This is a genomic window from Kitasatospora sp. NPDC101801 (genome assembly GCF_044766665.1).
Taxonomy (GTDB): domain Bacteria; phylum Actinomycetota; class Actinomycetes; order Streptomycetales; family Streptomycetaceae; genus Kitasatospora.
This window is the reverse complement of record NZ_JBIWML010000028.1, coordinates 12,097-25,458: the sequence shown is the minus strand read 5'-3', so window position 1 is coordinate 25,458 and position 13,362 is coordinate 12,097. Positions and strand designations below refer to the sequence as shown.

12 protein-coding genes and 1 riboswitch are annotated in these 13,362 nt (G+C 71.5%); of the genes, 5 read left to right on the top strand and 7 right to left on the bottom strand.

The features are described 5' to 3' along the window. The first annotated feature begins 65 nt into the window (after positions 1 to 65). Both ACIRPK_RS25745 and ACIRPK_RS25740 read left to right on the top strand, forming a co-directional pair. Positions 66 to 1,760: a glycoside hydrolase family 13 protein gene (locus ACIRPK_RS25745; protein ID WP_403042164.1), complete on the top strand. Its 1,695-nt coding sequence runs from the start codon at positions 66 to 68 to the stop codon at positions 1,758 to 1,760. A 25-nt stretch (positions 1,761 to 1,785) separates the two neighbouring features. Continuing rightward, on the top strand, positions 1,786 to 2,808 hold the full coding sequence (locus ACIRPK_RS25740) for a LacI family DNA-binding transcriptional regulator (RefSeq protein ID WP_403042162.1): 1,023 nt from the start codon (positions 1,786 to 1,788) through the stop codon (positions 2,806 to 2,808). A gap of 58 nt (positions 2,809 to 2,866) precedes the next feature. Here the strand turns inward: ACIRPK_RS25740 and ACIRPK_RS25735 are convergent, their stop codons facing one another. The 3 genes from ACIRPK_RS25735 to ACIRPK_RS25725 all read right to left on the bottom strand — a co-directional run bounded on the left by ACIRPK_RS25735 (position 2,867) and on the right by ACIRPK_RS25725 (position 4,824). Continuing rightward, positions 2,867 to 3,070: a hypothetical protein gene (locus ACIRPK_RS25735; RefSeq protein ID WP_403042160.1), complete on the bottom strand. Its 204-nt coding sequence runs from the start codon at positions 3,068 to 3,070 to the stop codon at positions 2,867 to 2,869. A gap of 81 nt (positions 3,071 to 3,151) precedes the next feature. After that, a complete protein-coding gene (locus tag ACIRPK_RS25730; protein WP_403042158.1) occupies positions 3,152 to 3,499 on the bottom strand; it encodes a hypothetical protein in 348 nt (115 codons plus the stop codon). Positions 3,500 to 3,645: 146 nt separating this feature from the next. After that, the gene (locus ACIRPK_RS25725) at positions 3,646 to 4,824 is read right to left on the bottom strand and encodes a transglycosylase family protein (protein ID WP_403042156.1); all 1,179 of its coding nucleotides are present in this window, start codon (positions 4,822 to 4,824) and stop codon (positions 3,646 to 3,648) included. Further along, positions 4,811 to 5,013, bottom strand: a riboswitch (cyclic di-AMP (ydaO/yuaA leader). Its footprint overlaps the gene before it by 14 nt. Before the next feature lie 329 nt (positions 5,014 to 5,342). Here ACIRPK_RS25725 and ACIRPK_RS25720 point away from each other — a divergent pair. Next, positions 5,343 to 7,322, top strand: coding sequence for a hypothetical protein (locus ACIRPK_RS25720; RefSeq protein WP_403042153.1), 1,980 nt, complete (start codon positions 5,343 to 5,345; stop codon positions 7,320 to 7,322). A 305-nt stretch (positions 7,323 to 7,627) separates the two neighbouring features. Here the strand turns inward: ACIRPK_RS25720 and ACIRPK_RS25715 are convergent, their stop codons facing one another. Beyond that, complete coding sequence (locus ACIRPK_RS25715) at positions 7,628 to 8,473, bottom strand: sirohydrochlorin chelatase (protein WP_403042150.1); 846 nt, start codon at positions 8,471 to 8,473, stop codon at positions 7,628 to 7,630. Between the two features lie 339 nt (positions 8,474 to 8,812). On the opposite strand from ACIRPK_RS25715, the gene ACIRPK_RS25710 reads away from it, so the two are divergent. Then, positions 8,813 to 9,049 carry a DUF397 domain-containing protein gene (locus tag ACIRPK_RS25710; RefSeq protein ID WP_403042148.1) on the top strand — a complete coding sequence of 79 codons (237 nt, stop codon included), beginning with the start codon at positions 8,813 to 8,815 and terminating at the stop codon, positions 9,047 to 9,049. A gap of 120 nt (positions 9,050 to 9,169) precedes the next feature. On the opposite strand, the gene ACIRPK_RS25705 is transcribed toward ACIRPK_RS25710, so the two are convergent. Continuing rightward, positions 9,170 to 9,709 (bottom strand): ATP-binding protein, encoded by a 540-nt coding sequence (locus tag ACIRPK_RS25705; RefSeq protein ID WP_403042146.1) that lies wholly within the window; start codon positions 9,707 to 9,709, stop codon positions 9,170 to 9,172. A 416-nt stretch (positions 9,710 to 10,125) separates the two neighbouring features. Between ACIRPK_RS25705 and ACIRPK_RS25700 the strand changes: the two genes are divergently transcribed. Beyond that, positions 10,126 to 10,995, top strand: coding sequence for a helix-turn-helix domain-containing protein (locus ACIRPK_RS25700; protein WP_403042143.1), 870 nt, complete (start codon positions 10,126 to 10,128; stop codon positions 10,993 to 10,995). 7 nt (positions 10,996 to 11,002) lie between these two features. On the opposite strand, the gene ACIRPK_RS25695 is transcribed toward ACIRPK_RS25700, so the two are convergent. Together ACIRPK_RS25695 and ACIRPK_RS25690 are read right to left on the bottom strand one after the other, a co-directional pair. Continuing rightward, positions 11,003 to 11,620 carry a TetR/AcrR family transcriptional regulator gene (locus ACIRPK_RS25695; RefSeq protein WP_403042141.1) on the bottom strand — a complete coding sequence of 206 codons (618 nt, stop codon included), beginning with the start codon at positions 11,618 to 11,620 and terminating at the stop codon, positions 11,003 to 11,005. A 191-nt stretch (positions 11,621 to 11,811) separates the two neighbouring features. Next, positions 11,812 to 13,350 carry an MFS transporter gene (locus tag ACIRPK_RS25690; protein ID WP_403042139.1) on the bottom strand — a complete coding sequence of 513 codons (1,539 nt, stop codon included), beginning with the start codon at positions 13,348 to 13,350 and terminating at the stop codon, positions 11,812 to 11,814. Between the last annotated feature and the right edge of the window lie 12 nt (positions 13,351 to 13,362).

Sequence of the window (13,362 nt, the reverse complement as noted above, 5' to 3'; positions counted from 1 at the left end):
CGCGTGCCGCCGATCCGCACCCCGGACCGGCGGGACGACACCTAGTCCCCAAGGGATGACTGTCCATGACCCAGAACCTGGCCGACACCTCCCGGCCCGCCGCCGAGTCCATCGCTGCGAACGGTGCTGCCTCCAGAGGCTGGTGGCGGGATGCGGTCATCTACCAGGTGTACCCGCGCAGTTTCGCCGACTCGAACGGGGACGGCATGGGTGACCTGCCGGGTGTGCGCAGCCGGCTGCCGTACCTGAAGGCGCTGGGTGTGGACGCGGTGTGGCTGTCGCCGTTCTACGCCTCGCCGCAGGCGGACGCGGGGTACGACGTGGCGGACTACCGCGCGGTGGACCCGATGTTCGGCACCCTGCTGGACGCGGACGGGTTGATCCGGGACGCGCACGAGCTGGGTCTGCGGATCATCGTGGACCTGGTGCCCAACCACTCCTCCGACCAGCACGAGTGGTTCCAGCGCGCGCTGCGCGAGGGGCCGGCCTCGCCGCTGCGCGAGCGCTACCACTTCCGGCCCGGTAAGGGTGCCAGTGGTGAACTGCCGCCCAACGACTGGGAGTCCATCTTCGGCGGCCCGGCCTGGACCCGCACGGTGAACCCGGACGGCACCGACGGCGACTGGTACCTGCACCTGTTCGCCCCCGAGCAGCCGGACTTCAACTGGGAGAACCCGGCGGTCGCCGACGAGTTCCGCTCGATCCTGCGGTTCTGGCTCGACATGGGCGTGGACGGCTTCCGGATCGACGTCGCGCACGGCCTGGTGAAGGCCCCGGGCCTGCCCGACCTGGGCGGCGCCGACCAGCTCAAGCTGCTCGGCAACGACGTGATGCCGTTCTTCGACCAGGACGGCGTGCACGCCATCTACCGCGCCTGGCGCCGGATCCTGGACGAGTACCCGGGCGACCGGATCGGCGTCGCCGAGGCGTGGACCCCGACCGTCCAACGGACCGCCAACTACGTCCGCCCGGACGAGCTGCACCAGGCGTTCAACTTCCAGTACCTGGGCACCTCCTGGGACGCCGCCGAGCTGCGCGAGGTGATCGACACCTCGCTGGACGCGATGCGTCCGGTGGACGCCCCGGCGACCTGGGTGCTGTCCAACCACGACGTCACCCGGCACGCCACCCGGTTCGCCAACCCGCCCGGCCTGGGCACCCAGATCCGCACCCCCGGCGACCGCGAACTCGGCCTGCGCCGGGCCCGCGCCGCCACCCTGCTGATGTTCGCGCTGCCCGGTTCCGCCTACGTCTACCAGGGCGAGGAGCTCGGGCTGCCGGACGTCACCGACCTCCCGGACGAGGTCCGGCAGGACCCGTCGTTCTTCCGGCAGGCCGGTCAGGACGGCTTCCGGGACGGCTGCCGGGTGCCGATCCCGTGGTCGGGCACCGAGGCGCCGTACGGCTTCGGCCCCACCGTCGGCGGCCCGAGCTGGCTGCCGCAGCCCGCCGACTGGGCCGGGCTGAGCGTGGAGGCGCAGGCCGGGGACCCGACCTCGACCCTGGAGCTCTACCGCAGCGCGCTGACCGTGCGGCGGGAGCACCCGGACCTCGGGGCCGGTGCCTCGGTGGAGTGGCTGGACACCCCGGCCGGGGTGCTGGCCTTCCGTCGTGGCTCCTTCGTCTGCACCGTGAACGTCGGCGCCGAGCCGGTCCGGATCGCGGCGCCCGGCCGTATCCTGCTCTCCTCCACCGAAGCCGTCGCGGTGGACGGTGCCACCCTGCTGCCGGCGGACAGCACCATCTGGTGGGCGGTCTGACGTGGTTGCAATAGGCTCTGGGATCGTGACTACGGCGCGACTTTCGGACATCGCGGCGCAGGCGGGGGTCAGTGAAGCGACCGTCAGCCGCGTCCTCAACGGCAAAGCAGGGGTTTCGGCCACGACCAGGCAGACGGTGCTGGCCGCCCTGGACGTGCTCGGCTACGAGCGCCCGACCCGGCTGCGGCAGCGCAGCGCCGGCCTGATCGGCCTGATCACCCCCGAGCTCAGCAACCCGATCTTCCCGGCGCTGGCCCAGGTGATCGAACAGGTGCTGAGCCGGCACGGGTACACCCCCGTGCTCTGCACCCAGACCCCGGGCGGTTCCACCGAGGACGAACTGGTGGAGATGCTGGTCGAGCGAGGGGTGGCCGGCATCGTCTTCGTCTCCGGTCTGCACGCCGACTCGACCGCCGACCACGACCGGTACGCCAAGCTGACCGGCCGTCAGGTCCCGTTCGTGCTGATCAACGGGTACAGCGAGAAGATCGCCGCCCCGTTCATCTCACCGGACGACCGGGCCGCGATGTGGATGGCGGTCCAGCACCTGGTCGAGCTCGGCCACGAGCGGATCGGCCTCGCGGTCGGCCAGCGCCGGTACGTCCCGGTGCTGCGCAAGATCGAGGGCTTCACGGCGGCCGTGCGCGAGCTGCTCGGCCTGACCGAGGCGGAGGCCGAAGGGCTGGTCCACCACACCCTGTTCAGCGTCGAGGGCGGCCACGCCGCGGCCAACGCGCTGCTCGACAAGGGCTGCACCGCGATCGTCTGCGGCAGCGACATGATGGCGCTCGGCGCGATCCGGGCGGTCCGCCAGCGCGGGCTCGCGGTGCCGCAGGACGTCTCGGTGGTCGGCTTCGACGACTCCCCGCTGATCGCCTTCACCGAGCCGCCGCTCACCACCATCCGTCAGCCGGTCGAGGCGATGGCCACCGCCGCCGTCGACGCCCTGCTGGAGGAGGTCGGCGGGAGCCCGGGGCAGCGCGCCGAGTTCATGTTCCAGCCCGAGCTGGTGATGCGCGGCTCGACGGGCGCCCACGCCAAGGGCTGACCGGAGGTACGACGGCGGGGCACGAGAGATCTCTCGTGCCCCGCCGTCGTACCTCCGGTCAGCCCTCCTGGACGATCGGGGCGGGGCGGGCGCCGAGCCGCGCCTCGTCGGCGGCGTCCGAGGTCCGGGCCTCGGTGCGACGGCCCCGGGCCAGGTAGTCACGGAGGATCAACTCGACCGCGTCCTGCGGGTTCCTGGTACCGGAGAGCAGCATCAGCTCGATCGCGAAGTCGGCGTCGAGCGAGACGGTGACCTTGGCCATGCGGGGCTCCTTGGACGCAGGGGATACCGCCGCAGCATAGGCCGCCGGAGCCGGGCGGACACGGCGAACGGGCCGCCCCGGTCAGTCGGTCGGCGGCTCGTCGGGGGTCGCGCGCAGCTCGGCCAGCTCGGCCTCCAGCTCGGCGACCCGGCTGTTCAGGCGCTGGACGTCCTGGACCGCGTCCAGGTAGTTGGCCTTGTGCCGCTTCGCGACCTCGCTGAGGGTGTCGACCCGGTCGGCGAACGCGTCGCGCTCGACGGCGAGCGGCTGGACGGCGGTGTGGAAGACCGCCTCGGCGATCCAGTCCGCCCAGGCGTTGATGTGCTGGGTGCCGGCGGCGCCGCCGAGGTCGGCGTTCTGCAGACCCTGGAGCATCGCGGGCCGGATGGTCTCGGCGATCCGCTGGGTCGCGGTGGGCGGCACGGTCATGGCTGGTCCTCGCGGTCGAACTGTGGGCTGGCAACTCCGCGACATGACCGACGAAGCGAAGGCGCACATCACCGCCAGGATAATCGCTGCGGGCAGGCCGCTGCCCCGGAGCCGACCAGGGTCTCCGGGGCAGCGGCCTGGGTGCGTCAGACGCGACCGGCGAAGTCCGGCGCCCAGTTGGCGATGGACTCGGTCTTCACGCCCGCCCGCGGGTTGGCGGCCTCGACGTACTTGCCGTCGCCGATGTAGAGGGCGACGTGGTAGACGCCGGAGTTGCTGCCGTTGTTCGACCAGAACAGCAGGTCGCCGGCCTGGAGGTTGTCCAGCGAGACCCGGGTGCTGGCATCCGCCTGGTCGTTGGCGACCCGGGGCAGCGAGATGCCGGCCTGGCGGAAGGCCGCCTGGGTCAGACCCGAGCAGTCCCAGCCGCCGTTGCTGCTGCCGCCGTAGACGTAAGCCTGGCCGAGCTTGGACATCGCGAAGTTGATCGCGGCGGCCTTGCTGCCGGTCGCCGCCACCGCGGTGGTGGCGGTGGAGCCGGACGCGGCCTTGGTGCTCTTGGTGGTCTTGGTGCCGGTACCGGCCGACGACGAACTCGGCGCCGGGGCGGTCGACTTCGGCGCGCTGGTCACCACGGTGGTGGTGCCGCCGAGGGCCAGCTGCTGACCCGGGTAGATCATGTCCGGACCCTCGGACAGGATCGCCTTGTTCAGCTCGTAGAGCTTCTCCCAGCCGCCCTCGACGTTCTGGCTCTGCGCGATGGTGGAGAGCCAGTCACCGGCGACCACGGTGTAGCTCTTGGCCGCGGTGGTCGTGGTGGTGGTGGTCTGCTGCTCGGCCGCCTTCGGCGCCGGGGTGGCCGCCTTGGGGGTGGTGGCCTTCGGCGTGGTGGTCTTGGCGGTGGTGCCGGCCGAGGAGGTGTCGACCTGGGCGGCGCCGCCGCCCTTGGTCAGTCCGGCCTGCACGGAGCAGACCGGCCAGGCGCCGGGGCCCTGGGAGGCGAGCACCTTCTCGGCGATCGCGATCTGCTGGCCCTTGCTGGCCTGGTTGGCCTGGGCGGCGTACTGCGTGCCGCCGAACTCGGCCCAGGTGCTGGAGGTGAACTGGAGGCCGCCGTAGAAGCCGTTGCCGGTGTTGATGCTCCAGTCGCCGGTGGACTCGCACTGGGCGACCTTGTCCCAGGTGGAGACGGTGGCGGCGGAAGCGGAACCGGCAGTGAGGCACGGGACCGAGAGGCCGATGCCGACCACACCGGTCGCGGCGATCAGACGGCGGGTGCGCTTGGACGCGCTGCTGGACAGCATGAAGATGCGTTCCTCTCCCACGCCTGCGAGGTGAGCTGTCGGATTCGGGCTGGAGTTGCCCGGCCGTGCGTGAGCACGGCTTCACCCCGAGCCTGAAATCGGTCAAATCGGACCAATTGCAGGCGACTTACCTGTGGTTCCCCCGCCCCTGCCATGGTGCTTTGCTCTGCTGCCTGTTCATCCGATGGCAGGACTCGGCGTTCCGGATGAACTGGGTCCGTGTGGCCACGAACAGGGGAGCACGTTAGGCAGACTTAAGTTCAAACCGCAAACCTCTGTGATGTGGATCATGCTTTCTTTATGGAACCTTCATGGTGCGGAAGCGTCCGTTCCAGTGGTGTGTTTCGATCGAATCTGATCAAATCCCTTTCCGTTCAAGGGACTTGCCTATGCTTCAGGCGAGGCGGCCGCAGGCGCGGCCCGGGGGAGGGGTGCGCGGCACCATGCGGCACGCGAAGAGGCCCGGAGCGGGGCCGGAAGATAACGACTCGGCAAAGACCGGGCGCAGAAAGCTACTCGGCTGGATCGCGGCCGGCACGGTGGCCGCCGCGATCGGGGTGGAGGAGCTGGTCCGGCACACCGGTGACGCCCCTGACGTCGCCTCGGCTCCGCCGCCGCCCACGCCCGGGGCCTCCCACTCGCACGGCGCCCCGCTGCCGTCCGCCTCCCCGGAGCCCTCGCCTTCGCCCTCCCCGGAGCCGAGCCGGCCGGCCCGTCCGTGGTCGGACCCGGCCGGCTGGGGCGGCAAGCTGCCCGGCCCGGCCGCCGCCGTCCGGATCGCCGACCACGTGGTGCTGGACGGCGATGCGGAGGTGGGCTCGTTGGTGGTCGAAGCATCCGGCTCGCTGACCTTCGCGGCCGACCGCTCGGTGGTGCTCAGCTCGGCGGGCAACGTCGAGGTCAAGGGCAGCCTGACGCTGGCCCCGGCCGACACCGCCCTGCACACCCTGCGGTTCCCCGGCGTGGACGAACGGCGCTTCCAGGGCGGCGGTATGACGCTGATGCCGGACGACACCGGTCTCTGGGTCACCGGGGCCGGCTACCTGCGGCTGGACGGCGCCGCCAGGACGGCCTGGGTGCGCGCCGCCGGCGCGCTGAAGGCCGGCGACACCCGGATCACCCTGGCCGCCGAGCCGACCGGCTGGCGGCCCGGTGACGAGCTGGCCGTCACCCCGACCGGGGCGCCCGACGGCGACGGCTTCTCGGAGCGGTACGACCTGCGGACCATCGCCTCGATCAGCGGGGGCACGGTCACCCTGGACGGCCCGCTGAAGTACCCGCACCCCCGGGTGGCGACCGGAGGGGGCGTCACCGTCGGGGCGGAAGTGCTGAATTTAACCCGTAATGTCCGAATTGAGGGCACCGAGAAGGGCCGCGCCCACGTCCACCTCACCAGCTCCCGGAAGTCCGACGTCCGGCACGCCGCGCTGCGCTGGCTCGGACCGCGCGGCCCCGGCAAGGACCAGTGGAACGGCAAGGCGGTCACCGAGCCGGTCCTCGGCCGGTACGGGCTGCACTTCCACATGCTCGGCGACACCAGCCGGGGCACCGTGGTCGAGGGGGTGGTGGTCCGCGACACCGGCAGCCACGCCTTCGTCCCGCACGCCAGCCACGGCATCACCTTCCGCAGCTGCATCAGCCACCAGACCTGGGAGGACGCCTACTGGTGGGACGGGCCGCTGGACACCCGGACCCCGCAGGGCCCGTCGGACGACATCACCTACGACTCCTGCGTCGCCTCCCGGACCCTCTTCGACCCCAACCCGCGCGGCTACCGGCTGACCGGCTTCAGTCTCGGCGCGGGCACCGGCGGCGTGGCCAGGGACTGCGTGGCGGTCGGCGTCCAGGGCGCGACCGGCGCCTCCGGCTACCACTGGCCGGAGACCAGCGAGGGCGTCTGGACCTTCGAACGCTGCCTGGCCCACAACAACCTCGAGAACGGCATCTTCGTCTGGCTGAACGCCCAACACCACCACCTGGTCGGCCAGTTCGTGGCGTACCACAACGGCGGCTGGGGCATCGAGCACGGCGCCTACCTGAACGACTTCGACTACACCGGCAGCGTCCTGTACGGCAACGCCGCCGGGGGAGTGGCGCTGCACGCGCTCGGCCGGGACAAGGGGACGGTCCTGGACGGCCTGCTGATCGACGCGGCGGGCCAGTCCGACTTCGCGGTCTCCACCATGCACCACCAACTACCGGGGGAGACCGTCCTGGTGACCCGCAGTCGGCTGACGGGCTATCGGAAGGCGGGCGTCGCGTTCCGCGCGGTGGACGGCGGGGCGCCCGAGGACATCGCGGTGCTGGACTGCGAGTTCGGCGGCCCCGAGCTCTGGTTCGACCCCGCCCTGCCGGAGCCCAAACGCATCGTCTTCCGCCCGGCCGGCCAGACCCAGGCCGTCGAGGTCCGCCGCGACAACTCCCGTACCCCCACCACCGCCACCCCGGCCCCCCGCCCGGTGACGACCCCCCAACTCACCCTCCACGACACCGCAGCCCGCACCACCCGCCTCACCTGACCCCCAGCCAGCTACGGTCCAGGGGCTCGGGGCTCTGTTGCTGTGCGGCTCCGCCGCGTGGGCGACGCCGACTTTTGGCAGGTGCTCGGCCCGCTACGGAGTCCGGGGCTCGGGGAACTGAGACGCCGGCCTCGGAACAGGTGATCCGTTCAGGGGTGGTCAGGGACTTTCGTCTGTGACCCGAACGCCAGATCTCCTCGCAGTTCCCCGAGCCCCTGACCGTAGATGCCCGGACGCCTGCCAAAAGTGCAGTCCCCGAGCACCTGCCAACAGTGCAGCCCCGGGCTCGGGAGCTGAGTGCAGCGTTATGCCTGGTCGGCGAGCACGATCTCCAGGGCGGAGAGGTACGCCGAGGCGATCAGCTGACCGAGCGCCGCGTAGGCGCCGAGCGGAGCGGCCCCCGGGCAGCCGGTCTCCTCCGCCGCCGTCGCCAGCAGCTCGGGGTCGGCCTCGGGGCCGATCACCAGCGGGGCGAGGGCCGGCCGGACCGACCCGGTCGCCCGGAGGTGCTCGACGGCGGCCCGTACGGAGCCGGGCACGTCGAGTGCGGCCGGCACCACCGGAACCGCGAGCCGGGCGGCCAGCAGCACCCCGGTGATCCCGGCGGCCGCAGCCGCCTCCTCGCCGCCGGCGGTGGTGAGGACGACGCCGTCCGCCGCCGTGGCGATCGCGAACAGCCGGGCCCGGTCGGCCCGGGCCAGCCCGGCCTCGGAGAGCCGGACGTGGACGGCCTCGGCGAGCAGCGGGTGCGGGCCGAGCACGTCGGTGACCGTGGCGCCGGTCTCGGCGGCCAGTCGGTGCAGGTCCGTCAGGGAGCCGTGCGGGCCGGGCAGCAGGGGTACCAGGACCGGGGCCGGGAGCCCGGCCTCGGCGGCCCGGGCGAGCACCTCGGCGACGGTGGGGTACTCCGGATCGGCGCTCTCCAGGTATGCGGCGGCCGCCTCGATGCCGGGCTGTTCGCCCCGGACGATCGAGAGCAGTTCCTCGACCACGGGGCGGGACTCCGGACCGGCGGTGGCCGGGACGGCCAGCACCAACGACGGCGAACCCGCGGGGATCTCCGGCCGCTCGGGACGGCGGTGGCGCCCCCGCGCACGGGAGCCTGGAGTGCGGACGGGCAGTGGCGGGCCCGGGATGGCTGCTGTGCTCATGGCGGAGATCGTAGGACATTCCGTGGACCGGACCACAGTCGGCCCGCTCTCCGGACGGTGATCGGCGTCACAATCCGGCCGAGGTGACGGATCGTGAGGTGGCGCGAAAGGCCCGGCAAGATCGACAACCCGCTGGAGTTCGAGTACGCGCAGTCATCGGTATGTTCACGAATCGCTCGGCTTTGTCCGCATAAGGGGCGTCAACTTGCCTGCCCGACGGGCCCCGTGGAGGGATGATGCCCATACGGTGCACGCGCAAACACCCGTGCTGATGCACGTGCACTGGAGCTATCATCACGTCAAGTGAGGCGAACGCCAGGCACGTCGGGGAGAATTCGAATGCAGGACACTTACAACGGCATGGCTGCTGCGGACCTCGAAGACGTGGTCTGGCAGAAGAGCCGGCACAGCAACTCACAGGGGAACTGCGTGGAGTTCGCGGCGCTGCCCGGCGGCGACGTCGCGATGCGCAACTCCCGGTTCCCGGAAGGACCCGCGCTCATCTACACCCGGGCGGAGATCACCGCCCTGCTGCTCGGGGCGAAGGACGGGGAGTTCGACCACCTGGCCGGCTGATCCGGCGTCATCCTGGTGGTGCGTCAGAGGCCGTCGTGGAAGTCACCGCGACGGCCTTCGTCATGTCCTCATGTACTGGTGGAGCGTTCGGGCGCAGCCGTCCCGGCGGCGCCCGCGACCTCAGGCGGAGCGCCGGTGGCGGCCCGCCGTCTCGTTCTCGGCCTCGAAGACGGCCCAGACGACCTTCCCGGCACCGGCCAGGGGGTGCCAGCCCCAGGCCCGGCTGAACGAGTCGACCAGGTGCAGGCCCCGGCCGGACTCCGCGACGAAGTCGGGCTCCCGGGCCACCGGGCCCCGGCTGCTCGGGTCGCTGACGGCACAGACCACCTGCGGTGAGCGGTGCACCAGGCTGATCCGGATCGGGAGCCGGGCGGCGATGGCCTGGGTCGGACCGGGCTGGGCCGGTACCCGGACCGACTCGGTGAGTATTCGGACCGACTCGGCCGGCGGAGCGTCGGTGCGCTGCTCCAGCGCGTGCCGGAGCGCGTTGGTCACCAGCTCGGAGGCGACCAGCGCGACGTCGTCGAAGAGTGCGCCCAGGCCCCAGCCGTGCAGCGTCGACCGGGCGAACTCCCGGGCGGTTCTGACGGCTTCGAAGCGGGGAGCGAGAGTGCAGGTGACCACGTGGGGGTCGACCGCGATGGCCGTTCCGGTGCTCATGAAGAGCTCCTCCCATAAGGGGGCGGACACGGCTGGACCCGCCGGGGTCATGCCGGTCACCTCCGACTCGCTCGGCCTCACGGCCACCGCGTCGACCGACCGTACGCGCACACGGACAACCGGCCACGCGGGGGCGTGGCCGGAAGCGTGTGCGGAAACGCGTACAGGGGTCGACGCGGTGCCCGCAGGGATGCCAGGGGCGTGCAGGTGCACGTGCACCATGGTCCCGTGCGCACACTGCGGATGCAAGAGTCGATTCACGTGCAGTCGCACTATTGGCATATGCAAGCGCCGGATGCACGTGCATCATGGTGCCCGGAGCGCAGAACAGGGAGGTCGTTCCGTCAGTACCGGCACCCAGAGCGCTCAACTGATGGCAGACTGTGCGCTGTTTGCCCACGGCGGAGGTTTACGGCATGACCACCACAGCTCAGCCCGGCGGCGGTTCGATGGTGCGCCGTATCCTGCTCGGTTCGCAGCTCCGTCGTCTCCGCGAGTCCCGCGGGATCACCCGCGAGGACGCCGGGTACCAGATCCGCGCCTCGGAGTCGAAGATCAGCCGGATGGAACTCGGCCGGGTCTCCTTCAAGGAGCGTGACGTCGCCGACCTGCTCAGTCTGTACGGGGTGGACGACGGCGGCGAGCGGGAGGCCCTGCTCGGCCTGGTCCGGGAGGCCAACAAGTCCGGCTGGTGGCACAGCTTCAACGACGTGCTGCCCGGCTGGTTCCAGACCTACGTCGGACTGGAGGAGGCCGCCGCCCAGATCCGCACCTACGAGGTGCAGTTCATCCCCGGCCTGCTGCAGTGCGAGGAGTACGCCCGCGCGGTCTTCGGGCAGACCCGGCCGGTGATCTCCGAGGAGGAGCTGGAGCGGCGGCTCAGCCTGCGGCTGCGGCGGCAGAAGCTGCTCACCGACGGGCAGAGCCCGCGGCTGTGGGCGGTGATCGACGAGGCGGCGCTGCGCCGCCCGGTCGGCGGGCCGACAGTGATGCGGGCCCAGGTGCAGTACCTGCTGGACGTGTCGGAGCAGGCGAACGTGGTGATCCAGGTGATGCCGTTCCGGTTCGGGGCCCACGCGGGCGAGAGCGGTGCGTTCTCGATCCTGCGCTTCCCCGAACAGGACCTGGCCGACGTGGTCTACCTGGAGCAGCTCACCAGTGCGCTCTACCTCGACAAGCGCGACGACGTCGACGCCTACGTCCAGGTGATGGAGCGGCTCTGCGTCGACAGTCTGACCCCGGAGCAGACCAAGGACCTGCTGACCCGGATCCTGGCCGGTCACTGACCCGCCGTCAGTCCGGTTCGCCGGCCCGGGCGGGCGGCTGCCAGCGCGGCGGCGCGACCGGCTGCGGCGGTACGCCCAACTCCCAGGCCAGGCCGTAGCGGAAGAACAGGTCCGCCCGGATCGGCGGCAGCGAGACCGCCGCGCCGGGCAGCAGCAGCCCGATGCAACCGCCCATCAGCGCACTGCGCAGCACCGCGTGCTCGGCGACCGGGTCGGCCGCGCCCCAGGCCAGCAGCAGATCCTGCAGGACCTGCCCGAGCTGCCGCTGCTCCGGGTCCTTCACGAACGCGCCCATGTCCGGGTCGAGGATCAGCGCCAGGTGCGAGCGCATCACCCGCGGGTGGTCGAGGGCCAGCCCGAGCACCGCGTCGATCGCCCGGGCCAGCCGGGCGTCCGGGTCGCTGCCGGCCGGCAGCTCGGCCAGCGCACCGCTCAGCGACAGGTGCATCATCCGGTGGGTGGCCGCCTGCATCAGGAGTCGTTTGCTCTCGAAGTAGTACGACAGCAGGCCGCGGGCCAGGCCGGCGCGCTCGGCTATGTCGCCCAACGTGGTCCGGCCGTATCCGTGCTGGTCGACCAGCTCGACCGTGGCGCGCATGATGCGGAGCCGGGAACGTTGGCGCATTTCCTCGTTGACCGATTCCCCGCGAGGTGCCATCGTGTCTGCTCCGTACGTTGATTGGCTCCTGGCCAATATACTGGCAGGGCCGGTACGGGTTCCCTCAGGGGTACCCGGGTACGGCGACGAAGGTCGGCTCCACCAACACGGGGGTTTGGTGGAGCCGACCTTCGTGCTGCCCGGGTGTCGACCGGAGGTCAGCGCGGTGACAGGACCTCGGAGTTCGAGCCGACGACGGTGGCGGAGTAGTCGTAGTCGGGCACTGCGACCAGCTGCTTCCGGTTCCGCTCCACGGCCACCCCGACGGCGGTGACCAGGAAGCCGAGCAGCGAGATCCCGGTGATCACCAGCAGCGCCGGGCGGTAGCCGTCCAGCTGGGCGGCCGGGCTCTGGCCGCCGTTGCTGCCCGCGGTGATCACCGCGGTGGCGGCGGCCAGCACCAGCGCGCTGCCGACCTGGAAGGCGGTGTTCACCAGACCGGAAGCCAGGCCCTGCTCGTCGTCCGAGACGCCGTTGGTGGCGGCGATGTTGACGGACGGGAAGCCCAGTGCGAAGCCGATGCCGAGCAGCACCATGCTCGGCAGGACCAGGCCGACGAAGCTGCTGTGCTCGTCCAGCCGGAGGAACAGCACGTAACCGAGGGTGAGCGAGAGCACGCCGCCCAGCATCAGCCGCCCGGTGCCGAACCGGTCCACGATCGAGCCCATCTTGGTGGCCGACAGGGCGACCAGCGCACCGGCCGGCAGGAAGGCCAGCGCCATCTCCAAGGCGGACCAGCCGAGCAGTCGCTGCAGGTAGAGGGTGGCGACGAACTGGAAGCCCGCGTAGCTGCCGAACAGCGCGAGCGCGGTGAGGTTGGCCCGGGCCACGCCGCCGTTGCGGAAGATGCCGAGCCGGACCAACGGGTGCGCGGTGCGCTGCTCGATCACCAGGAAGGCGGCGGCCAGTGCGGCCACCACGATGAGTGACAGCACGGTGCGGGCGCTCGCCCAGCCGGCGCTCTGCGCCTCGGTGACGGTGAAGACCAGCAGCAGCAGCGATCCGGTGCCGGTGATCGCACCGGCGATGTCGTACCCGCCGGTGCCGCGCTCGGGGCGGGGCTGACGGGGCAGCAGGCGGAACGCGAAGGCCAGCGCGATCAGTGCGACCGGGACGGGCATCAGGAAGGTGAAGCGCCAGCCGACCGAGGTGAGCAGGCCGCTCAGCACCAGGCCGAGCGAGAAGCCGCTGGCCCCGGTGACGGTGTAGATGCTCAGGGCGCGGTTGCGGGCCGGGCCCTCGGCGAAGGTGGTGGTGATGATGGAGAGGCCGGCCGGGGCGGTGAAGGCGGCGGCCACCCCCTTGACGAAGCGGGCCGCGATCAGCAGGCCGCCGTTGTCGACCAGGCCGCCGAGCAGGGAGGCGGCGGCGAACACGGCGAGCGCGATCAGGAAGACCTCGCGGCGTCCGAGCAGGTCGGCCGCCCGCCCGCCGAGCAGCAGCAGGCCGCCGTAGCCGAGGACGTAGCCGCTGACCACCCACTGCAGGGTGGAGGTGGAGAGGTGCAGGTCGTCGCCGATCGAGGGCAGCGCGACACCGACCATCGAGACGTCGAGGGCGTCGAGGAACAGGGCGGCGCAGAGGACGATCAGGGTGCCCCAGAGCCGTGGGCTCCAGGTGTCGTCACCGTGGACGGACGGGGCGTCAGAAGGGGTGGCAGGGGCGCTGGTTGCCGAAGGCTCTCGGGCTGTGGTCATGAGGGAGACAGT

Bases quoted from the DNA above. Each gene is read 5' to 3' on its own strand.
- ACIRPK_RS25695 (WP_403042141.1), bottom strand. From the start codon at position 11,620: ATGCGCCAACGTTCCCGGCTCCGCATCATGCGCGCCACGGTCGAGCTG.
- ACIRPK_RS25715 (WP_403042150.1), bottom strand. From the start codon at position 8,473: ATGAGCACAGCAGCCATCCCGGGCCCGCCACTGCCCGTCCGCACTCCA.
- ACIRPK_RS25735 (WP_403042160.1), bottom strand. From the start codon at position 3,070: ATGGCCAAGGTCACCGTCTCGCTCGACGCCGACTTCGCGATCGAGCTG.
- ACIRPK_RS25745 (WP_403042164.1), top strand. From the start codon at position 66: ATGACCCAGAACCTGGCCGACACCTCCCGGCCCGCCGCCGAGTCCATC.
- ACIRPK_RS25705 (WP_403042146.1), bottom strand. From the start codon at position 9,709: ATGAGCACCGGAACGGCCATCGCGGTCGACCCCCACGTGGTCACCTGC.
- ACIRPK_RS25730 (WP_403042158.1), bottom strand. From the start codon at position 3,499: ATGACCGTGCCGCCCACCGCGACCCAGCGGATCGCCGAGACCATCCGG.
- ACIRPK_RS25710 (WP_403042148.1), top strand. From the start codon at position 8,813: ATGCAGGACACTTACAACGGCATGGCTGCTGCGGACCTCGAAGACGTG.
- ACIRPK_RS25690 (WP_403042139.1), bottom strand. From the start codon at position 13,350: ATGACCACAGCCCGAGAGCCTTCGGCAACCAGCGCCCCTGCCACCCCT.
- ACIRPK_RS25700 (WP_403042143.1), top strand. From the start codon at position 10,126: ATGACCACCACAGCTCAGCCCGGCGGCGGTTCGATGGTGCGCCGTATC.